We start from the raw sequence: 21,020 nt of genomic DNA on the forward strand, positions 1-21,020 counted from the left end.
AGCGTATGGCAAATTTAAAAGAAATTCGCGCCAAAGTAGCTAGTATCAAGAGCACGCAGAAAATTACTCGCGCGATGCAAATGGTAGCAGCTTCTAAGATGCGTCGTGCGCAAGAGCGCATGGCTCAGGGCCGTCCGTATGCCGAAAATATGCACCGTGTAATTGCTCATTTGGTACAAGCGAATCCTGAATATAAACATCGTTATATGGTTGAACGTCCTGTAAAACGCGTTGGCTATATCATTGTGTCTTCAGATCGTGGTCTTGCTGGTGGTTTGAACATTAACTTGTTCAAAAAAGTGGTCAAACACGTCCAAGAGCAACAAGAGCAGTCAATTGAAGTTCAATTTGCTTTGATTGGTCAAAAAGCGGTTGCGTTTTTTAAAAACTACGGCGGTAAGGTACTTGGTGCGACAACACAAGTTGGTGATGCTCCAAGTCTTGAACAGTTAACTGGTTCTGTACAGGTGATGTTAGACGCGTTTGATAAAGGCGAATTAGATCGTATTTATCTAGTGTCAAACGGCTTTGTCAATGCCATGACTCAAAATCAAAAGATCGAACAACTTGTTCCTTTGGCTGCGGCTGATACAAGTGAGGATCTAAACCGTCAATACGGTTGGGATTATCTCTATGAACCAGAAGCTGAAGAGCTTTTAAATGGTTTATTGGTTCGTTACATCGAGTCGATGGTGTATCAAGGTGTGATTGAAAACATCGCATGTGAGCAATCTGCACGTATGGTAGCAATGAAAGCTGCAACGGATAACGCAGGTGAGCTTATCAAGAGCCTACAACTCATTTATAACAAGCTGCGTCAAGCCGCGATTACTCAGGAAATTTCTGAGATCGTTGGTGGTGCCGCTGCCGTTTAACATTATTTTGAATTGAGGAGACAGCAATGAGTAGCGGTCGTATCATTCAGATCATCGGCGCGGTTATCGACGTCGAGTTTGAACGCAATAGCGTTCCTAAGATCTATGACGCTCTCCACGTTGACGGTACTGAAACTACGTTAGAAGTTCAGCAACAACTTGGTGATGGCGTAGTTCGTACTATTGCAATGGGATCTACTGAAGGTCTTAAACGTGGTCTAAACGTAACAAGTACTGGTGCACCGATTTCTGTACCTGTAGGTACTGCGTGTTTAGGTCGTATCATGGACGTTCTGGGTCGCCCAATCGATGAAGCTGGTCCAGTTGCAACTGAAGATCGTTTACCGATTCACCGTCAAGCACCTTCTTATGCTGAACAAGCTGCGTCTACTGACCTTTTAGAAACTGGTATTAAAGTCATCGACTTACTTTGCCCGTTTGCGAAAGGTGGTAAAGTTGGTTTATTCGGTGGTGCGGGTGTTGGTAAAACCGTAAATATGATGGAGTTGATCAACAACATCGCAAAAGCGCACTCAGGTTTATCTGTATTCGCTGGTGTTGGTGAGCGTACTCGTGAAGGGAATGACTTCTATCACGAGATGAAAGACTCTAACGTTCTTGACAAAGTAGCAATGGTCTACGGTCAGATGAACGAGCCACCTGGTAACCGTTTACGTGTAGCGTTAACTGGTTTGACCATGGCTGAGTATTTCCGTGATCAAAAAGATGAAAACGGTAAAGGTCGTGACGTATTATTATTCGTTGACAACATCTATCGTTATACACTAGCGGGTACTGAAGTATCAGCACTTCTAGGTCGTATGCCATCTGCAGTAGGTTACCAACCAACACTTGCAGAAGAAATGGGTGTTCTTCAAGAACGTATTACTTCAACTAAGTCTGGTTCTATTACATCTATCCAAGCGGTATATGTACCAGCCGATGACTTAACGGATCCATCTCCAGCGACAACATTCGCTCACTTAGATGCGACTGTAGTATTGAGCCGTGATATCGCTTCTCAAGGTATTTACCCTGCGATCGATCCACTTGACTCAACTTCACGTCAGTTAGATCCTTTAGTTGTAGGTACTGAGCATTACGAAATCGCACGTTCAGTTCAAAACGTTCTTCAACGTTATAAAGAATTGAAAGACATTATCGCAATTCTTGGTATGGACGAATTGTCAGAAGAAGACAAACTTACTGTATACCGTGCACGTAAGATCCAACGTTTCTTCTCTCAACCGTTCCACGTAGCTGAAGTGTTTACTGGTGCACCTGGTAAACTTGTACCACTTAAAGAAACGATTCGTGGCTTTAAAGGTCTTTTAGCTGGTGAATACGATCACATCCCAGAACAAGCGTTCTACATGGTTGGTGGTATTGACGAAGTGATTGCTAAAGCTGAGAAACTTTAATTAGTTCCCTAATTTAGGAGATTCTCATGTCTACGATGCAATGTGACGTTGTAAGTGTAAAAGAGTCTTTGTACTCAGGCACTGTAACAATGCTAATCGCAAAAGGTGCTGGTGGTGAGTTAGGTATTATGCCTGGTCATGCACCGCTAGTGACTTTGCTTAAGCCGGGTGCAATTCGCGTTCTGCTTGAGAACGGTACAGAAGAGTTAATCTATGTATCTGGTGGTGTACTTGAAGTTCAACCGCATGTGGTTACGGTTCTAGCAGATACTGCTGTCCGTGCTGAAAACTTAGATGAAGCGGCAATTATTGAAGCACGTAAAAATGCTGAACAATTGCTTGCAAATCAAAAGAGCGACTTGGACTCAGCTGCTGCTTTGGCTGCACTTGCAGAAACTGCTGCACAGTTGGAAACCATCCGCAAAATCAAAAACCGTGCAATGTAATTGTTGGTTTGAGATTAAAGAACCGTCCGAAAGGGCGGTTTTTTATGGTTTATAGAAAATCTTTCTGTAATTGCTGAGTCATTTTTTAAACATGCTTCAAATCATAAAGACAATCTCACTTGAAAATGTCAAAGTTGTACCGCTAAAGTTGCATTGGACGCTGAGACGTTTACACGTATTTTAGAAGAAAGTCTAAAAGTAAAATAGATTATGATGAAATTGATTGAACAACAAGCACAATTTTGGGAATTGTATCAGGATGATGCACAGTATTATTTTGCTATTGCCATCGACATGAGCTCGGTGGTGTCCTGCTGGTATATTCATTTAGATGCGAAAGATGAGTTGTTGTATCAAGAAAATGGACGACAATTTTTAGAAGATTTTGCACAAGAAATCGTTCAACAAAGCTATCGTGGTGATTTTTCATTTTTAGAACAACGTGAGGTTTCTGAACAGATTCAACAAGCAATGCAACAAGCGTTTAAAGCACAAAACTAAGTTTAGAATTTAAAAATATTATGAAAACAGGATATTCAGCATTGCAGCGAATATCCTATTTAAAAGAAAATTAATTTGGAGGTGATGAAAATTAACTATTTTGACTGTCTGTAGACCCACCTTTAGGAATCATCATCCCTGCCAGTTTGATCATTTCAGATTGGATTGTTCCCATTTGTTTTTCGATTTTATCAAAATCAATTTTTGTAAAATCAACTTCACCATTTAACAGTGCAGAGTTTAAAACTTGTTTATTCGCTGATAAGACTTGTTGACGCATATTGTCGATTTCTTGACTTTTTAAATCCAAAGAAATCAATGCAGTATTAAAACCTTGTAACTCGCGACTTAAACTTTTGGCTGTTTCTTGTAGCTGTTGTTGGTCTTTGTTATTGATTGCAGTCTGTAAGTCAGTTTGTGCTTGTTGTAATTTCTCGATGTATGTTCCTGTTTTAAGCTGAACATCGGCAACATCACGTGCAATATAAAACATATTGCCACTTTTTAAATTTTGATTATTTTGGACTTGTGTAGCTTCGGTTTCAACTTCTGTTGCTAAGGTGGTATTTTGATTGGATTTATTTTGTGAGGTTTCAGCTTGTTCAAACGGTTCAGTATGTTGTTGTGGTTCAGCAGCTTGATTACAGCCAAGTAGAAGCATGCCTGAGCTAAAAATAATAAACGGAAGCAAAGCACCTTGAAGTAGCTTTTTCATAACATCCAAATCCAACAATAATCTTATGATTTTCAATATAAAACTGAATTATGGATAAAGATAGGATTGTTGCAAATGAATAACAGTTGATTACTCTATTTATATTTTTAGTATTTTAAGTGGATAAAAAGATGACCGTAGTCATCTTTTTGAGTATGCGAGTAATTATGCTTTAGCAAGTTCCGCTTCGATGGCTTGTACAATACGTGGGTCATCGGCGGTAATATCTGGGGCGAAACGTGCCACGATTTCACCATGTTTATTGACTAAGAATTTTTCAAAGTTCCACAATACTTCTGGTTTTGGATTTGGCGTTAAACCATAGTCCACCAAGTCTTTCCACCATGGACCTTCCCCGATACGTTCAGGAATAGCGTGAATCAAGGTGTCGTATAGTGGGTGTTTGTCATCCCCTGCCACTGAGATTTTGGTAAAAAGTGGAAAATGTACATCGTAGGTTAGTGCGCAAAACTGTTGAATCTCCTCATTTGTGCCCGGCTCTTGTGCTAAGAAATTGTTGGCAGGGAAGCCTAGAATCTCCAAACCTTGCTGTTTTTTATCTTGATAGAGTTTTTCTAAACCTTCGTATTGTGGTGTTAATCCACATTTCGATGCAACATTGACCAATAAAAGGACTTTGCCTTGGTATTGGTTTAAGGTGACATCTTCACCGTGAATGGTTTTGACAGGAATATCGTAAACAGATACGCTCATGTGGTTGTCCTAAATTTATTTTCAAAAATATCATGCTGTAATGTTGTAGCGATTATTCTCAATTTCAGCAAGATCTAATGATTAGAATCATACAATTTAAGACAAAAAAAAGCAGATCTAATGATCTGCTTTTTTCAGAATTAACTCTATGAAAGACTCATTCTTAGAAACGGAATTTTGCATTCACACCAACAGTTTGGGTGTCATTCGCAGCTTTAGAGTTTGCATTTACGTAGCTTGCACCCACTGCAATTGCAGGTGTGATGAAATAATTTACGTTTGCGCCCCAAGCCGAATCAGGTGTAGCGTCAAAGCTAGATTCTGCATAAGATGCACCCACACTTAACTGCGGGTTCAAATATAAATCAGTTTTTAATTGATACGCAGTATCATCACCATAAACGATACCTGTTTCAAAACCAACTGCCATATTGGTACCATCGATGTTGCCTACATATTTAGTACGTGCAGTTAAAGCATCTTGGTCTTCACCAATAGTAGCTGCTTCTGCAACAGCTTTTGCAACACCATTGCTCATGACATTGAATGCATCAAGCGCAGTTTGATCTGCAACACTTGTATAACCCACAGCTACCAAGAAGTTTTTAGTCGCAAGCGCACCAACTTCTAAGGCATAACGGTCACCATTGTCGTCAGTACGATTTTGATTTTTGCTGTCTAAAATCGTGTGGCTATAAGCAGCACTTGCATAAACGGGTACAAATTTTGTTGGAAGATATGCTTCCGCTTTAGCACCAAAATTATGTGCGATGATGTCCACACCATTTGAACCCACTTCGCCATAGTTATAAGCAAGCGAAACGTTAGAAGCCTGGTTTAAAAATGCAGCTTCAGCCAATGGACCTTTTGAAGCGTCAACATCTTTTAGGTAAACAGTCGCTTGAATACCACCTGTAAAATCTTTGTCATTTACAGTTGTATCGATGTATTCAGATTGACCTTGAACTTCAAATTGATACGCTTGAGCACCGGTCATGGCTAATAGTAAAGCAGTGGCTAAACCGAGTTTTTTCATAATCATTTCCAGTTGTTGAAATGGGGATAAACTTGCTGCATTGTATTGTAACAATATATTAAGTCAATGATGTATAAAGATATTATATTTGATTTGAACAAGTGAAAGTGCTAGAGATTAAAAAACAATCAAATGATTGAGTTAAAGTCAACCGAGTAAAAATATCAATCAGAACAATTAACTAAACTATGTAAATCCACAGAATATAGGCTGAAAGTAGTCAAATTACTTTCATATTTTAATTGTTTTTATAGATTGATTTTTAAAATTTAATTGAAATAATTGATTATTTTGGTTTTGTTTAAATCAGTTGTTAAAATATTTATAAATATATTTATTTGTAAATTTAAAGCCTGTTTTTTGCAATAAAATGACAAGATGAATGAAAAATGAACATATGAAAAATATAGTGTGATATTCAACATAATTTTAATTTCAGTTGTGATACATTTCAATTCATACTAAAACAATCGGCTTTACTTTATTGATTATTTTTTACATAATTCTTATATCAAATTTATATGACAGATTTGATTAATTTCTCCATGTTTTACTTTTTAATGCCCAATTTTCCCCAAGATTGGGCTTTTTTTGTTTAAATATTGAGTAAATTAATATTTAAAAAATATAAATAATGATGTTCATTTTAAACTTTAAGTTAATAAATAGCACAATCTAGATTTAGAAATTAAAGGGATAAATTATTTAAATTTTTATTGCTCTATTTTGGTGCAAATAAAAAACACTATCATTTTATTTGGACAAAAAAAATCCCAACTTCTTATCAAAATTGGGATTTTTCGCCAAAATCTTCGGAAAATTTAGAAATTCTGCTGAGGAATATTTCTAAATCGCCCTAATGGAGTGCATTATGCACTTAATTGTTGCACTTGTAAATATTTTCTTACATCCTATTTTATAAAACGCTACATTCTTTGAAATGTATGCCACTATGATGCCGATATACACCAAAGTGATGGAAGCATAATGCGTTGTATCAATCAAATTGCTATTCTGACTCTAATAATCTTCAGTACTGCATGTACAAATCAAAGCTTAATAGAGAAGTCATCAGACCTTAGAGTAACCTCGCATTATCAAAATCATACGAGAGCGCAAGAGATTCCGCATTTATTTGATCAAGCTCAAACACAAGCGGTTGTGGTGCTTTATGATGGACAGCAGTTTAAACAGGTGGGTAATGATTTAAGCCGAGCCAATACAGCATTTATTCCTGCATCTACTTTCAAAATATTAAATGCATTGATTGGCTTACAACATGAAAAAGTCAGTATCACTGAGGTCTTTAAATGGGAAGGTCAGAAACGTGCATTTTCGAGTTGGGAAAAAGACTTGACTTTGGCACAAGCAATGCAAGCTTCCGCTGTACCTGTTTATCAAGAATTAGCCAAACGTATTGGTTTAGAGCTAATGCAAAGCGAAGTTAAACGTATTGGTTTTGGTAATGCTGAGATTGGTACACAAGTAGAGCAATTTTGGCTCAAAGGTCCTTTAAAAATCACACCACAACAAGAAGCAGAATTTGTGTATCGTTTAGCGACAGAACAATTGCCCTTTGATATAAAAGTACAACAACAGGTAAAACAAATGCTTTTAATTGAGCAACGTGGCGATTTAAAACTCTATGCCAAAAGTGGTTGGGGGATGGATGTTAAACCACAAGTCGGTTGGTATACAGGTTGGGTGGATAATGGTCATGGAAAAATCACAGCATTTTCCTTAAATATGCAAATGAAAAAAGGCGATGATGCGACAGAGCGAAAACAACTGACTTTGGACGTTTTGGATAAGTTAAATATCTATAGTTACTTAAGATAGATAAAAGCATAGGCAAAAAAATGCCCAGTCGATAGAGGTGACTGGGCTGAAAAGGTATAACAAGAAACTTACAGCGCGATATAGATAAAAATAAGTTATCAATTTAATATGATTAATATATTTGGTTTTTTGATATATGTAAAACAGAGAATTTTGATTATTAAGATTTGAAAAATCGATAATTGTTTAATGTATCTTAATAAAACTATCTTTTATGCAAAAATATTATCCTTTAAATCGTTTATTCTGAGTTTTGTTAAGTATTTCATAATATTTAAATATGTTTTACATTAAGCATCGGCATATTGCTCAGTTTTTGACAGCATTTCTCCATCTTTTTACTTAAAGGAAAGCAGTTTCTCAATGTTCAATCGGCGTTCTGAACAAATAACGAAGCGATTAATGCTGTCGATGCTCATCATTATCATCTCGTTTTTATCTATTTCGATTCCGCTGATTATCAATAGTTTTTTTGAATATCAAAAAACTCAAAGAACATTAATGGAAATCAATAGCTTAAGTATTGTAGCTGATTTAGCCAATAAAATATCGCGTGAGCGAGGACCTTCTAATGTTGCGATGTCAAGTGCGGCTAAGGATAAGCAAAAAAATATTCAGGAATTAGTTAAATATCGTCAGACTGTGGATAGTCAAATCGAATTTACTTTAAATACTTTCCAAAGAACTGGCGCAACCACATTGGCTGACGAACTCAAGTTACATGTAGTGCCAAGTTTGATCCAAGGTCGTCAAGCGGTAGATCAATATTTATCAATGCAACAAAATCAGCGTAATGCACATGATTATGATCATGCGATTCAAAGCATGTTTAGTGCTTGGGATCAGGCATACAGTCTATTGAAAAATGTGGTGATGCAGGCGAAAAATAAACAAGGTGATGTAGCAAATTATTATACGTTGACTTTAGTTTTGGCTGATTTGAGAGATCAGGCGGGAAGAGTGGCATCGAATATTATGGCGTATGTATCCTATCAACAACCTTTGCCCAGTAATAATATTGCTCAAGCGTTGCAGACTCAAAAACAGGTGAATTATTTGTGGTATTTGGTCAATGCCATCCAGTTTGAAAATTATAAAACTCCTGAATTTGAGCAGCGTTATCAATTGGTTAAAACACAGTTTATTGATCAAGGGATTCCGATCATTATTCAGTTGATCGATGAAAATAACAGGGGAGTATCTTATCATTTGACTGGTGTGGAATTGAGTTATGCTGTTTCGGATAAATTTTCGACTGTTATAGATTTACAAAAATATTTATTAAATCAAAGTATTGAGGTTGCACAAAAACAAGCATTTAAAGCGCAGCAAAAATTAATTTTGGTGAGTTTGATTTCTATGATTTCTTTATTTGCTGCATTATTTACCATGATTTATGCACAAAAAAGAGTATTCTCTCCTTTGATTCATGCACGTGACAAAATTTTAGAGCTGATTCAACATTATGATATTGATACAGAGAAAGAACAAAAATTAATGACATCACATTCATTGAATGAAGCTGTTGATCGATTGAGTAATATGTTAAATCAGCGTGCCGAATTTGAATTTCAACTGAAAAATATGGCAAATACAGACAGCTTAACAGGTGTATCCAATCGTTTAGCATTGGAAAATTATCTCGATACGATGGCAATCAATCCGAGCCAGTTCTTACAATTAGGTTTGATTATGGTGGATATTGATAATTTTAAAACGGTAAATGATCACTATGGGCATATTGTTGGGGATTGTGTGATTGAACAAGTGGCAAATACTGTTCAACGCAGTGTAAAAAATGCAGATTTGATTGTGCGTTTTGGTGGTGATGAATTTTTAGTATTGGTTCAAGGGCAGCCTTTGGCGCAATTGCTTACACTTGCTGAGCAGATCCGTTTTGCTATTGCCGCTTTAAAAATTTCTATTCCTGATACAGATAAAAGTATTCATATCTCGGTGAGTCTTGGTGTTGCTGTGGGGGCGAGCTCATGGAATGAGTTGTTTATGCAAGCAGATCAGTCTTTATTTCGTGCAAAAGCACAAGGTAAAAATGTGGTGCATGGGTGAGAGGGGTGGAGATTGAAATAATCTATTGTTCACAACTAATTACCGTATTGCTAAATATTTAAGATTAAAATGCTGCATTAATAATCTTTTATATATTCTGTGATTGAATTTAAAAAACAGCTTAATCTTATAACTAAAAGCTTTTAAAATATTAAATTTCATCATTTTTAAAAATTGGATTGTTAAAAAGTAAGAAATTAAGAAATAACATCAATAATATGGATGAAAAATATCAGTTACACCTTCATACTGAAATTCAAAAGCGTCGATCATTGTGGAAAAATATTGCAAATCGTTCAGGAGAATTAGAGATTGATGATGTAATAAATGAGGCTTGGTTATTTGCATGTCATCAATGGAAGAATGGTGCTATTTTTAATAGTCAGGATGAAAATGATTGGAAGTATTTATATGGCGTAATAGATAAAAAATTAGTGAAATATACGGAGAAGAATATAAAATATGCAGTACAAATTGATCAGCCCTATCATCGCAATTCTTTTGAAGAAAAGGAACACCCTGTACTTAAAACGCTATTTGCAGATGAAACTTTAGAGCCATTAAAGAAACTTGAACAATTAGAACAAAACCAAGAATATGAGCAAAATTTTAATCAGCAAATTAGGCAGTTAGGATATTCAAAAATTGCAGCTTTTTTAAAACTCTCACATAGTTTTTATACCTCTCGTATGCAAACAGCATATTCTATGAATATGTCATATTCATGGTTTTATGAAAGTGGTAGGGTTTTTCAGAGAATTTATACCATTCAAAGATCACTTTTCGATGATCAAAATATAGAAATAGAATCAGACCAACTTAGGACTTGGAGAAAATTTAAAGAAAAGCATACTAAGAACATCGTAAATAAAAAACAGCTTAATTTTCAATTTTAAATTAAATCCTCCGCAACCCTCATTTGAAAAAGATGGAATTCCCCTCTTTTAAAAGAGGGGCTAGGGGAGAGATTCTTATTTCAACATCGGTTTTAAAAACTTCGCTGTATGTGAAACTTTCGACTTCGCTACGTCTTCAGGTGTGCCTTCCGCAATAATCTGACCACCACCTGCACCACCTTCAGGACCGAGATCAATCACCCAATCCGCAGTTTTAATCACATCCAAATTATGCTCAATCACCACGATGGTATTACCCTTATTACGGAGTTCATGAAGAATATCCAAAAGTTTCGCAATATCATGGAAATGCAAGCCTGTGGTTGGCTCATCCAGTACATACAAAGTTCTACCCGTATCACGTTTAGCAAGTTCACGCGCGAGTTTGACACGTTGTGCTTCACCCCCTGAAAGTGTGGTGGCAGATTGCCCCAAACGGATATAGCCTAAACCTACTTGGTTTAAAGTTTCCAAACGACGATGAATCACAGGAATTGCATCAAAGAAATGCATCGCATCTTCAACGGTCATTTCCAACACATCAGAAATATTTTTGCCTTTATAGCCAACTTCTAAAGTTTCACGGTTATAACGCTTGCCATGACATGCATCACAAGGCACATACATATCAGGCAAGAAGTGCATCGCAACCTTGATCATGCCATCACCTTCACAGGCTTCACAGCGACCACCTTTCACGTTAAAGGAGAAGCGACCAGCAGCATAACCACGTGCTTTGGCTTCAGGGGTTTGTGCAAAGAGTTCACGGATTGGGGTAAACAAACCTGTATAGGTTGCAGGGTTAGAGCGTGGGGTACGACCAATCGGGCTTTGGTCAATATCGACAACTTTATCGAGGAATTGTAAGCCGTCAATCGAGTCAAATTTTTCAGCCGTTAAGGTTGTTGCACCGTTAAGTTGGGTTGCAGCCAAAGGCAATAAAGTACGGTTAATTAAGGTTGATTTACCAGAACCTGACACGCCTGTAACACAGGTCATCACACCCAAAGGAATCGTCAAATCGACATTTTTCAGATTATGACCTGCTGCACCCATCAGTTTGATTCGCTCTTCAGGTTTTGGAGGCTGCACACGGGCTTTCGGCACTTCGATTTTTAATTTTCCAGATAAGTACTGTCCTGTTAATGAGTCTTGATTCGCAGCCAATTCATCATAAGTACCTTCAGCGATCACATGACCCCCATGCACACCTGCACCTGGACCGATATCAATAATATGGTCTGCTGCACGGATCGCATCTTCATCATGCTCAACGACCAATACCGTATTGCCGAGGTCACGTAAACGCACGAGGGTTTCAAGCAAACGATCATTATCACGTTGATGCAAACCAATCGAGGGTTCATCGAGGACGTACATCACGCCCATCAAACCTGCACCGATTTGCGAAGCTAGACGAATACGCTGTGCTTCACCACCTGATAAGGTTTCCGCAGAACGTGACAGGCTTAAATAGTTTAAACCCACAGAAACAAGGAAATGCAAACGCTCACGAATTTCTTTAAAAATCTTATCGGCGATTTCACCTTTAGCCCCTTCAAGATTTAAATCTTGATAATAGCTTTCCGCATCCCCAATCGACATTTTGGTAATTTCGGCAATGGTTTTGTCTTTGACACGGACATGACGTGAAATTTCATTCAGGCGTGAACCTCCACAGGCATCGCAGGCAGCATTGGATAAATATTGCGCCAAGTCATCACGGACATAATTTGACTCTGTTTCACGATAACGACGTTCTAAATGCGGCAAAATTCCTTCAAAGGGCTGCACTCGATTATGTTTGCGACCACGCTCATCGACATAACTGAGGTCAATTTTTTCCTTGCCTGTCCCATAGAGAAATTTCTTTTTGGTATCGGCATCGAGTTCATTCCATGGCGTATCCAAAGAAAAACCAAAATGATCCGCTACTTTTTGAATCATTGAATAATAATACGGACGTTGTCTGTCCCAACCCCGAATCGCACCTTGACTGACAGAAACTTCAGGATTTGGAATTAATTTTTCTGCACTAAAATGACTACGTGTACCTAAACCATCACAGACAGGGCAAGCACCAAATGGATTGTTAAATGAAAATAGACGTGGTTCTAGCTCGGCAACAGCGCGGTCACATTCAGGACATGAATGTTTTGCTGAAAATATACGATCAGGTTGTTCACCTTTCATCCACGATAAAATCGCAATATCCCCCCCTAAACGCAGAGCTGTTTCAAAGCTTTCAGCAATACGATTACCTAAGTCATCACGTACTTTAAAACGATCTACTACGACTTCAATGGTATGTTTTTTCTTTTTATCCAGTTCTGGCGGTGTGTCAATATCGATCACTTCACCATCGACACGAGCACGTACAAAACCTTGACTTTGTAATTGCTCAAAGAGGTTACTGTATTCGCCTTTACGCTCACGAACAACGGGTGCAAGCAACATTAACGCTGTGCCTTCCTCTAAGGTTTTAACCGCATCGACCATTTCCGAAATCGTCTGCGCCACCATTGGCAGATCATGCTCAGGGCAATACGGTGTACCGACACGGGCATAAAGTAGACGTAAATAATCGTAAATTTCCGTGATTGTTCCCACAGTTGAACGTGGGTTATGACTGGTTGATTTTTGTTCGATGGCAATGGCTGGACTTAAACCTTCAATCGAATCAACTTCAGGTTTTTCCATTTGTGATAAAAACTGGCGCGCATAAGCAGACAACGATTCAACATAACGACGTTGACCTTCAGCATATAAGGTATCAAAAGCCAGAGATGATTTACCTGAACCTGAAAGCCCCGTAATCACCACAAACTTGTCTCGTGGAATATCAAGGTTCACATTTTTTAAATTATGGGTACGTGCGCCTCGAATACGGATATGACTTTGGCTCATAAAGACTTTCTCGGAATTGTGCAAATGTAGGGTATATATGATAGCGATTTAAATTTGTTCAAGCTGTAAAAAATAGTTTTTAAACGACAAATTATGTCAGTCGTATCTGTGAATGCTGTTTTTTAAAGTCGAGGAGTTTTAGTGAAAATAAGGTCAGGTAACTCAAAGCGTATCTTTCTATTTTGCAGATTTAAAATTTAAATATCAAATATTTATGAAGTTGAATACATGCGTTTTATCAAAATTTTTTCATGAGGAAATTCATTTTTATAGCTTGAAATCTCAAGTAAAAGTTGAGATTGGCTTAGGAGTTGTATTTAACAAAGCATTCCATTTAACATGAAATGCTTTTAAATAAGTTTTTAATTATTTTTCATCCAAACTTAACCATTGTCTTTGATGATAAGCGCCATCCCAAAACAAATATTCAAGTTCAGCACCTTTGGTATAGGCTTGATGCATTTTTTCAATGGTGTCGGCATCACAACGTGCTGCAATACGGTCAATAGTGAGCAAAACATTTTTTACTGCTTCATTAAACTCTTCACCTGAATAAGTATCGACCCATGCTTGGTAAGGATTGTTTGGTACAGAAGTATTGACAATATCTTTACCGACTTCAGCATAAATCCAAAAACAAGGTAAAAGAGAAGCTAAAACCACAGGATAGCTTTCAGACCAAGCGGTTGCCGTTAAAAATGAAGTGTAATGGTGACACGCCAAAGTCAAAGGCGTATTTTCAAAATCATTTTTGCTGATACCAAAATCTTGCATAAAACCATCATGCAAACTACGCTCAACCACAATGGCTTCTTTGGCACCTTGAGTAAACTGAATAATATCATCGGCATCAAATGCTTTCGCACCACACACGGCCAAAGCACGACCATACGCCACTAAATAATGTGCATCTTGAATGACATAGTGACAAAAAGCGGCTTTGTCTAGAGTACCTGCTGCGAGTTCTTGGTTAAAAGGCAGTGCCAAGGTTTTTTGATAAAGTGCGTGATTACGCTGCCAAACATCTTGAGAAAATGACATGTAATGATTCCAAATTGTTTATAAATAATAATTTAAATATAACAAAAAATTAAAAATTTACGACCTGAAAAACCGTTTAAATCAAAGAGAGCATTTAAAAAAATCATACCAAGAATTTAAGTATCCTAGATAAAACTTGTCATAATTAGCTTATCTCGCTTAAACCTACTTTAAGTACTCTTCATTTATCAGTAGATAAAAAATTATTCATAGGTCGATTTATCATGTGGAAACATTTTGGTTTCTCAATCATTTTTACGGTCGTGTGTCTGGCTATTTCTGCGTACTGGGGTTTTCACCATGGTCCAGAAGCTGGCATAAAGACAATGTTCACGGCATTAACCATTACTGCAATTTTAGCGGTGATGGAAGTTTCACTTTCGTTTGACAATGCTGTCGTTAATGCTTCGGTTTTGCGTGGTTGGGATCATTTTTGGAAAATGATTTTCTTAACCGTTGGTATTTTGGTTGCTGTCTTTGGGATGCGTTTAATCTTCCCGATTGTGATCGTGGCTGCAACAGCAGACATGGGCATGATGGAGGTGGTGAATATGGCACTCAATGATCCGAAAAATTATTCAGCACGTTTGATTGCTCATCATGCTGAGATTGCTGCCTTTGGTGGTGCATTTTTATTGTTGGTTTTTCTGAATTTCTTCTTAGATGAAGGCAAAGATACACATTGGTTTAAATGGCTTGAAGCACGTTTAGCCAACTTGGCCAATGTGCCTGCGATGTCAGTATTTTTAGCGTTGATTGCTTTATTGATCATGGCTGCCAATGTTGAAGAGGCAAAACGCCTTGTGGTGACGATGGCTGGGATTTGGGGCATCGTGATTTATATCGGCGTCCAAGTACTGAGTCATTTACTTGGTGGTGAGCCTGAAGTCGACGAAAATGGGAATGCGATTGGTCATGATGCTTCTGGCGCACCAACGGGTGCAATCAAAGCAGGGATTGGTGGTTTTATTTATCTTGAAGTTTTAGATGCTTCCTTTAGTTTTGATGGAGTCATTGGTGCATTTGCAATTACTTCAGATGTCGTGATCATCATGCTTGGTCTTGCAATCGGAGCAATGTTCGTACGTTCGATGACCATTTATTTGGTTGAAAAAGGTACTTTAGATGCATATATCTATCTTGAACACGGTGCACATTATGCAATTGGTGCATTGGCATTTATTATGATTGCCAGTGGTACAGGGGTGCATGTACCTGAAGTAGTGACTGGTTTGATTGGGGTGGCATTTATTGTGTGGGCGGTGATTGCATCGATTCAATACAATAAACGGATTGCACAGCATTAATGCTTTTTTAAGAAAAGTGAATATCATGAGGGCGTATTTATACGTCCTTTTTTATGCGTAGAACTCCCACAAACTGGTGGCAATATGCGATGATAGGGCACAAATAAAGTGAAAAAAGTTTTGAAAAGTTTATTGATATGATGAATTCCATAGAGCGTCGTTCCACTTTTGCATTAAGTAGTATTTTTGCCTTACGCATGTTGGGGTTATTCATGATCATTCCTGTCTTTGCTATCGCAGGACAGTCATATCAATATGCTACGCCAACATTGATCGGTTTGGCGGTGGGAGTGTATGGTTTAAGTCAAGCACTTTTACAAATTCCTTTTAGCCTTTGGGCAGACCGTTTTAGTCGTAAGCCACTTATTGTCTTTGGTTTATTACTCTTTGCCTTAGGTGGCGCAGTGGCTGCCATGTCAGAAACGATCTATGGTGTGATCATCGGACGTGCGATTGCAGGAGCAGGGGCTGTGTCGGCAGTGGTCATGGCACTGCTTGCAGATGTGACCCGTGAGGAAAACCGAACCAAAGCCATGGCAGTGATGGGCATGAGTATTGGTTTATCTTTTACAATTGCTTTTAGTTTAGGACCTTGGCTCACGACATTAGTAGGGATTTCAGGTTTATTTTGGGTCACGACCTTGATGGGATTGTTGGCGATTTTGACTTTATTCTTAGTGCCTAAAACCACACGCCATCATAAAAATTTTAAACAGGGCTATATCAAACAACTTAAACAAGTTTTGAAAATGGGCGATTTAAATCGTTTGCATGTTTCTGTATTTTCATTACATTTATTACTTACAGCAATGTTTGTGTACATCCCTTCGCAGTTAATTGATTTTGCGAATATTCCTTTATCAAAACATGGGGTTGTATATTTGCCATTGTTGGTTGTGAGTTTATTCTTTGCGTTTCCAAGCATTATTTTGGCTGAAAAGTATCGCAAAATGCGGGGTATTTTCCTGACTGCAATTGCAGGGATTATTGCAGGTTTAACGATTTTAATTTTTGGTTACGAATCTAAATATATTCTTTTATTGGGCTTAGGCTTATTTTTCATTGCTTTTAATGTCATGGAAGCACTATTGCCATCTTGGCTTTCTAAAGCTGCACCGATCCAATCTAAAGCAACTGCCATGGGTGTAAATGCCAGTGGGCAGTTCTTAGGCGCATTTTTTGGGGGAACTTTGGGTGGTCAACTGATTTTGTTAAATAATACTGCGATGGGTTGGAGTGTCTTAACCGCTATTGCTATAATTTGGCTGCTAATCAGTTTCGGTTTGGCACAGCCTCGTTATTTGACCTCAATCGTTTTGCGTCTACCCGAGGATAAACAAACCGATGATTGGACTTCTCAATTACTGGCAATTCGTGGTATTGAAGAGGTCGTGGTGATGTCTGACCAACAAGTGGCATATATAAAGGTTGATAAACAGCAAATCGATGATGCTGGGCGACAACATTTAACGCACTTGTTTGGTAAAGAGGTAGCCATTTAAACATAACTCTTATAAAGTAAAACATAGAATCGAATAGGAAGATAATCTCTGATGCGTGGTGTAAATAAAGTCATTTTAGTGGGTACATTAGGTCGTGATCCTGAAACCAAAACTTTCCCAAATGGGGGTTCTCTGACTCAGTTTTCAATTGCGACAAGCGAATCGTGGACAGATAAAAATACGGGCGAAAGAAAAGAACAAACAGAATGGCACCGTATCGTATTGCACAACCGTTTAGGTGAAATTGCACAGCAATATTTACGTAAAGGTTCAAAAGTTTATATCGAAGGTTCATTGCGTACTCGTCAATGGACAGACCAAAATGGTCAAGAGCGTTATACAACTGAAATCCGTGGCGAACAAATGCAGATGCTTGACTCACGTCAACAAAGTGAACAAGGTCAAGGCTTTGGTGGTGATAGCGGCGGTTATGCGCAACCACGTTTTAATAACAATAATCAGCAAGGTGGGTTTAATAATAACCAAGGCGGTTATGGTAATCAGAGCAATCAAGGTAGCTACGGTAATCAAGGCAATAGCAACCAAGGTAACTATGGCAATGCAGGCAACAATGTAAACCAAGGTTTCCAATCCCCTAAACCAGCAGCACCTGCTGCGACACCTGCACAAGCACCTGCTGATTTAGATGATGACCTTCCGTTCTAGACTAAAATGGTAAATCATCATCCAAACCCTTTGTGAAAACAGAGGGTTTTTTGCTTTTGTATTCAAAGCTATTTCTGCGCTGACACCCACATGGTAATCACGGCTTTAAATACTGTATTTTGATGGAGATCTTTCACTTCCACATTCACCAAATAATCACGGCCTTGATTCCACTGAAAATTTGGCTCAACAGGCGTTGCAATTGCGATCAAATCCGTTTCTGCTTTCTTTAAATATTCTACCGTCATGCCTTTAGGAATCCAACGATGAGTTGAGGGAACAGTAGCATCAGTCATGGTCCCACCTGCAAGTTCAGCCATATTACACATCGCAATCGCATGAACTGTTCCAATGTGGTTTAACACAGAACGCTGTTTCTTGATTTTAATTTCACAATAATTTGCTCTAAGTGTTTCAAATACAGGTGAAATACTGCTGAAATAAGGGGCTTTTAGACAAATCAGCTTGGAAAATGTCCATTTTCCAGCAGGTTTGTTGACGAGGGTGTTCCAGATTTTCAATGCTTGGCTCATTGTTATTTCCTATTTTGATCGCATATAGGATATGATTCTAATGCAGAATAATATTCTGTTATTGGCTGAGAAGACAAATTTAGCTTAAAATTGGTCAAAGCACTGTGATGGAACTAACAATTGGAAAATATAGAATTATTAGAGCGCATTTATAGTGGGAAACGTGCACAATTGAAACGCCATATTCTAAATCAAGCTCTATTGTGTTTTTTGGAAAATGGACTAGAGGCGACTACCATTGAAATGATCCGTGAACAGGCGGATACCAGTGTAGGAGCTATTTATCATCATTTTAAAAATAAAGAAGGTATCATTGCAGCGTTATTTTTTGCAGCATTAGATGATCAAGCGCAGTACCGAGAAAATGCTTTAAAAAACACTGAAAATATGCAGCATGGCATTATGGCAATGGTAGAAGGCTATATTGATTGGGTGACGGATTATCCTGATTTTGCGCGTTTTTTATATGCAGCCAGATTTATAATAACACAAACTGCACAAGATCTAGATTTGAAAAAGCGTAATCATTCACGTAATAAAAGTTTACTGCAATGGCTACAACAACAAACGGATGTTGAGCATTTAGCCCATATTCCTCATGATTTGTTGTTGTCTTTGGTAATAGGTTCAACAGAGAATTATTGTCGTGCGTGGTTATCTCATAAAGTGAAAACCTCACCACAAGTCTATAAACACATATTTGCAAAAACGGCATGGCGTGCGATTGCTTATTTTCCAAAGTGATCTATAAAAATGATTAATCTTTATATTTATAATCTAAAAAATAGATTAATTTCATGTAAAACTTCGGTTTTACCAATTTAACTATTTTTCCTATTCTAGTTTCACAGACAAGCAATCCCTGAAACGAATTGAAGGAAAATAACATGAATTTGATTAATACTGAAGTAAAGCCATTTCATGCAAATGCTTATAAAAATGGTGAGTTTATTGAAGTTTCTGAAAAAGACATGATCGGTAAATGGTCTGTTGTATTTTTCTATCCTGCTGATTTTACTTTTGTTTGTCCAACTGAGTTGGGCGACCTTGCAGATAACTACGCAGCGTTCCAAAAAATGGGTGTAGAGATTTACTCAGTATCCACCGACACCCATTTCACGCATAAAGCTTGGCATGATAGTTCAGATGAGATCAAAAAAATTCAATATACAATGGTTGGCGATCCAACATGGACATTGGCAAAAAATTTTGAAGTGTTGATTGAGGCTGAAGGTTTAGCAGATCGAGGAACTTTTGTGATTGATCCAGCAGGTAAAATCCAAATTATCGAAATCAATGCTGGTGGCATTGGGCGTGATGCGCAAGAACTTCTTCGTAAAGTAAAAGCAGCACAATATGTACATGCACATCCTGGTGAAGTATGTCCTGCAAAATGGAAAGAAGGGGAGGCAACTCTTGCACCTTCAATTGATTTGATTGGCAAAATATAAATGTCAAATTTGCTCGTCTAGAGCCTAAACATTTAAATCGATCGATCATCAAAATCCAAAGTTTTGGCTTTGGATTTTTAGTATTTAAGTTAAATAACCTCGATGTTGATCAGCATAATCACGCATACCTTGAATGATATGCTCAATGAATTCTTCCATCACCATACGTTGACCTTTGCGTGAGGCATAGACCAGTTGTACAGTGCCCACATTGGAACACCATTCAGGTAAAAGATGAATCAAGTGACCTGTTTTTATATCTTTTTCCACCGTTAAATAAGGTAAATCAGCAATACCTAATCCGGCTAAAGCTGCATAGTAAATCCCTGACAAATCATTGCTTTTCACTCGAGGCTGTAGGTGAATGTCGATCTGTTCTACATGCTCCATATTATGTAAATGCCATTGTGATGATTGTTTTTGACTGCCTAAAGCAATACTTGGAAAGTCATAGAGTTCAGTGATATGGGTAAGTTCTCGACCTTGCAAAAGTATCGGACTTGCGACCAAGCAATGCGTAGTTTTGATGACATCCCGCACGATAATGCTTGAATCTTCATTTTCAGAAAAATTAGTTCGAATCGCTAAATCAATGTCATCATTTAATACATCCACTCTGCGACTGCTAAGCTCCATCTCAATATTTACTTTTGGATATTTTTTTAAAAATTGTGTTAAAAGCGGTTGAATCTGATGTTGCATCATCATCGGTGGACAACTAAATTTGATTAAACCTTGTGGTTCAATGGTGGTTTGTTTTAATAAAATATTTTCAATATGATCCGCATGTTCAATGATTTTTTTACATTCTTCAAAAAACTCCTGTCCCAAAGCAGTCACTTTAAAATGACGAGTGGAGCGTTGAATTAAAGTGACATTAAATTTAGCCTCTAAGTCCAAGATTCGTCGACTCAGTTTGGATTTGGTAATCTCTGTTGCTTCACTGGCTGCACTAAATCCACCATATTTGACGACCAAATAAAAGTAGTAATAATCATCAAAAGAATGCATATATTGTCCTAAAAACCAGTTTGAATAAGCATTAGCATAACTGAAAAATAAAGAGATTTATCCTATAAACAAGAAAAAGCGATCCAAAGATC

The 21,020-nt window shown here is 37.7% G+C and carries 19 protein-coding genes; 12 read left to right on the plus strand and 7 right to left on the minus strand.

Going from position 1 to position 21,020, the window contains the following annotated elements; all coding sequences use genetic code 11:
* Window positions 1-5 precede the first annotated feature (5 nt).
* From atpG to DJ533_RS03575, 4 genes are all read left to right on the plus strand, one after another.
* Window positions 6-875 (plus strand): F0F1 ATP synthase subunit gamma, encoded by an 870-nt coding sequence (atpG, locus tag DJ533_RS03560; protein ID WP_065993270.1) that lies wholly within the window; start codon window positions 6-8, stop codon window positions 873-875.
* A 26-nt stretch (window positions 876-901) separates the two neighbouring features.
* A complete protein-coding gene (gene atpD, locus DJ533_RS03565) occupies window positions 902-2,296 on the plus strand; it encodes a F0F1 ATP synthase subunit beta (protein WP_065993271.1) in 1,395 nt (464 codons plus the stop codon).
* A 26-nt stretch (window positions 2,297-2,322) separates the two neighbouring features.
* On the plus strand, window positions 2,323-2,742 hold the full coding sequence (locus DJ533_RS03570) for a F0F1 ATP synthase subunit epsilon (RefSeq protein WP_065993272.1): 420 nt from the start codon (window positions 2,323-2,325) through the stop codon (window positions 2,740-2,742).
* A gap of 213 nt (window positions 2,743-2,955) precedes the next feature.
* Window positions 2,956-3,243, plus strand: a complete 288-nt coding sequence (locus DJ533_RS03575) for a hypothetical protein (protein ID WP_065993273.1) — start codon at window positions 2,956-2,958, stop codon at window positions 3,241-3,243.
* A 91-nt stretch (window positions 3,244-3,334) separates the two neighbouring features.
* Here the strand turns inward: DJ533_RS03575 and DJ533_RS03580 are convergent, their stop codons facing one another.
* The 3 genes from DJ533_RS03580 to omp33-36 form a co-directional block, all read right to left on the minus strand.
* Window positions 3,335-3,958, minus strand: coding sequence for a hypothetical protein (locus DJ533_RS03580; protein ID WP_065993274.1), 624 nt, complete (start codon window positions 3,956-3,958; stop codon window positions 3,335-3,337).
* A gap of 165 nt (window positions 3,959-4,123) precedes the next feature.
* Window positions 4,124-4,672, minus strand: a complete 549-nt coding sequence (locus tag DJ533_RS03585) for a glutathione peroxidase (protein ID WP_065993275.1) — start codon at window positions 4,670-4,672, stop codon at window positions 4,124-4,126.
* Between the two features lie 163 nt (window positions 4,673-4,835).
* Window positions 4,836-5,708, minus strand: coding sequence for a porin Omp33-36 (gene omp33-36 / locus DJ533_RS03590; protein ID WP_065993276.1), 873 nt, complete (start codon window positions 5,706-5,708; stop codon window positions 4,836-4,838).
* A 987-nt stretch (window positions 5,709-6,695) separates the two neighbouring features.
* Here omp33-36 and blaOXA point away from each other — a divergent pair.
* The 3 genes from blaOXA (at window position 6,696) to DJ533_RS03605 (ending at window position 10,510) form a co-directional block, all read left to right on the plus strand.
* A complete protein-coding gene (blaOXA, locus tag DJ533_RS03595) occupies window positions 6,696-7,547 on the plus strand; it encodes a class D beta-lactamase (RefSeq protein ID WP_065993277.1) in 852 nt (283 codons plus the stop codon).
* Between the two features lie 363 nt (window positions 7,548-7,910).
* Complete coding sequence (locus tag DJ533_RS03600) at window positions 7,911-9,614, plus strand: GGDEF domain-containing protein (RefSeq protein WP_065993278.1); 1,704 nt, start codon at window positions 7,911-7,913, stop codon at window positions 9,612-9,614.
* A 218-nt stretch (window positions 9,615-9,832) separates the two neighbouring features.
* Complete coding sequence (locus DJ533_RS03605) at window positions 9,833-10,510, plus strand: hypothetical protein (protein WP_065993279.1); 678 nt, start codon at window positions 9,833-9,835, stop codon at window positions 10,508-10,510.
* A 75-nt stretch (window positions 10,511-10,585) separates the two neighbouring features.
* On the opposite strand, the gene uvrA is transcribed toward DJ533_RS03605, so the two are convergent.
* Entirely contained in the window at window positions 10,586-13,417 is a 2,832-nt protein-coding gene (gene uvrA / locus DJ533_RS03610) for an excinuclease ABC subunit UvrA (protein ID WP_065993280.1), read from the minus strand.
* A 366-nt stretch (window positions 13,418-13,783) separates the two neighbouring features.
* On the minus strand, window positions 13,784-14,458 hold the full coding sequence (tenA, locus tag DJ533_RS03615; RefSeq protein WP_065993281.1) for a thiaminase II: 675 nt from the start codon (window positions 14,456-14,458) through the stop codon (window positions 13,784-13,786).
* Between the two features lie 224 nt (window positions 14,459-14,682).
* Here tenA and DJ533_RS03620 point away from each other — a divergent pair, with 224 nt between their 5' ends.
* The 3 genes from DJ533_RS03620 (at window position 14,683) to ssb (ending at window position 17,933) form a co-directional block, all read left to right on the plus strand.
* Window positions 14,683-15,765 carry a DUF475 domain-containing protein gene (locus DJ533_RS03620; protein WP_065993282.1) on the plus strand — a complete coding sequence of 361 codons (1,083 nt, stop codon included), beginning with the start codon at window positions 14,683-14,685 and terminating at the stop codon, window positions 15,763-15,765.
* Between the two features lie 137 nt (window positions 15,766-15,902).
* Window positions 15,903-17,267, plus strand: coding sequence for an MFS transporter (locus tag DJ533_RS03625; protein WP_065993283.1), 1,365 nt, complete (start codon window positions 15,903-15,905; stop codon window positions 17,265-17,267).
* A gap of 51 nt (window positions 17,268-17,318) precedes the next feature.
* Window positions 17,319-17,933 (plus strand): single-stranded DNA-binding protein, encoded by a 615-nt coding sequence (gene ssb, locus DJ533_RS03630; RefSeq protein ID WP_065993284.1) that lies wholly within the window; start codon window positions 17,319-17,321, stop codon window positions 17,931-17,933.
* Between the two features lie 68 nt (window positions 17,934-18,001).
* On the opposite strand, the gene DJ533_RS03635 is transcribed toward ssb, so the two are convergent.
* Entirely contained in the window at window positions 18,002-18,466 is a 465-nt protein-coding gene (locus DJ533_RS03635; protein ID WP_065993285.1) for a hotdog fold domain-containing protein, read from the minus strand.
* Window positions 18,467-18,586: 120 nt separating this feature from the next.
* On the opposite strand from DJ533_RS03635, the gene DJ533_RS03640 reads away from it, so the two are divergent.
* A complete protein-coding gene (locus DJ533_RS03640; RefSeq protein WP_065993286.1) occupies window positions 18,587-19,210 on the plus strand; it encodes a TetR/AcrR family transcriptional regulator in 624 nt (207 codons plus the stop codon).
* Window positions 19,211-19,353: 143 nt separating this feature from the next.
* Entirely contained in the window at window positions 19,354-19,917 is a 564-nt protein-coding gene (gene ahpC, locus DJ533_RS03645; protein WP_065993287.1) for an alkyl hydroperoxide reductase subunit C, read from the plus strand.
* A gap of 84 nt (window positions 19,918-20,001) precedes the next feature.
* Here the strand turns inward: ahpC and DJ533_RS03650 are convergent, their stop codons facing one another.
* The gene (locus tag DJ533_RS03650; RefSeq protein ID WP_065993288.1) at window positions 20,002-20,928 is read right to left on the minus strand and encodes a LysR substrate-binding domain-containing protein; all 927 of its coding nucleotides are present in this window, start codon (window positions 20,926-20,928) and stop codon (window positions 20,002-20,004) included.
* Between the last annotated feature and the right edge of the window lie 92 nt (window positions 20,929-21,020).

Source organism: Acinetobacter defluvii (assembly GCF_001704615.3).
Lineage (GTDB): Bacteria > Pseudomonadota > Gammaproteobacteria > Pseudomonadales > Moraxellaceae > Acinetobacter > Acinetobacter defluvii.

What these genes read in the sequence shown, in the direction of transcription:
- DJ533_RS03605 (WP_065993279.1), top strand. Translation starts at nt 9,833, where the DNA reads ATGGATGAAAAATATCAGTTACACCTTCATACTGAAATTCAAAAGCGT.
- DJ533_RS03600 (WP_065993278.1), top strand. Translation starts at nt 7,911, where the DNA reads ATGTTCAATCGGCGTTCTGAACAAATAACGAAGCGATTAATGCTGTCG.
- DJ533_RS03580 (WP_065993274.1), bottom strand. Translation starts at nt 3,958, where the DNA reads ATGAAAAAGCTACTTCAAGGTGCTTTGCTTCCGTTTATTATTTTTAGC.
- DJ533_RS03570 (WP_065993272.1), top strand. Translation starts at nt 2,323, where the DNA reads ATGTCTACGATGCAATGTGACGTTGTAAGTGTAAAAGAGTCTTTGTAC.
- ssb (WP_065993284.1), top strand. Translation starts at nt 17,319, where the DNA reads ATGCGTGGTGTAAATAAAGTCATTTTAGTGGGTACATTAGGTCGTGAT.
- DJ533_RS03620 (WP_065993282.1), top strand. Translation starts at nt 14,683, where the DNA reads ATGTGGAAACATTTTGGTTTCTCAATCATTTTTACGGTCGTGTGTCTG.
- uvrA (WP_065993280.1), bottom strand. Translation starts at nt 13,417, where the DNA reads ATGAGCCAAAGTCATATCCGTATTCGAGGCGCACGTACCCATAATTTA.
- DJ533_RS03585 (WP_065993275.1), bottom strand. Translation starts at nt 4,672, where the DNA reads ATGAGCGTATCTGTTTACGATATTCCTGTCAAAACCATTCACGGTGAA.
- DJ533_RS03635 (WP_065993285.1), bottom strand. Translation starts at nt 18,466, where the DNA reads ATGAGCCAAGCATTGAAAATCTGGAACACCCTCGTCAACAAACCTGCT.
- tenA (WP_065993281.1), bottom strand. Translation starts at nt 14,458, where the DNA reads ATGTCATTTTCTCAAGATGTTTGGCAGCGTAATCACGCACTTTATCAA.
- blaOXA (WP_065993277.1), top strand. Translation starts at nt 6,696, where the DNA reads ATGCGTTGTATCAATCAAATTGCTATTCTGACTCTAATAATCTTCAGT.
- atpD (WP_065993271.1), top strand. Translation starts at nt 902, where the DNA reads ATGAGTAGCGGTCGTATCATTCAGATCATCGGCGCGGTTATCGACGTC.
- omp33-36 (WP_065993276.1), bottom strand. Translation starts at nt 5,708, where the DNA reads ATGAAAAAACTCGGTTTAGCCACTGCTTTACTATTAGCCATGACCGGT.
- DJ533_RS03575 (WP_065993273.1), top strand. Translation starts at nt 2,956, where the DNA reads ATGAAATTGATTGAACAACAAGCACAATTTTGGGAATTGTATCAGGAT.
- DJ533_RS03650 (WP_065993288.1), bottom strand. Translation starts at nt 20,928, where the DNA reads ATGCATTCTTTTGATGATTATTACTACTTTTATTTGGTCGTCAAATAT.
- atpG (WP_065993270.1), top strand. Translation starts at nt 6, where the DNA reads ATGGCAAATTTAAAAGAAATTCGCGCCAAAGTAGCTAGTATCAAGAGC.
- DJ533_RS03625 (WP_065993283.1), top strand. Translation starts at nt 15,903, where the DNA reads ATGATGAATTCCATAGAGCGTCGTTCCACTTTTGCATTAAGTAGTATT.
- ahpC (WP_065993287.1), top strand. Translation starts at nt 19,354, where the DNA reads ATGAATTTGATTAATACTGAAGTAAAGCCATTTCATGCAAATGCTTAT.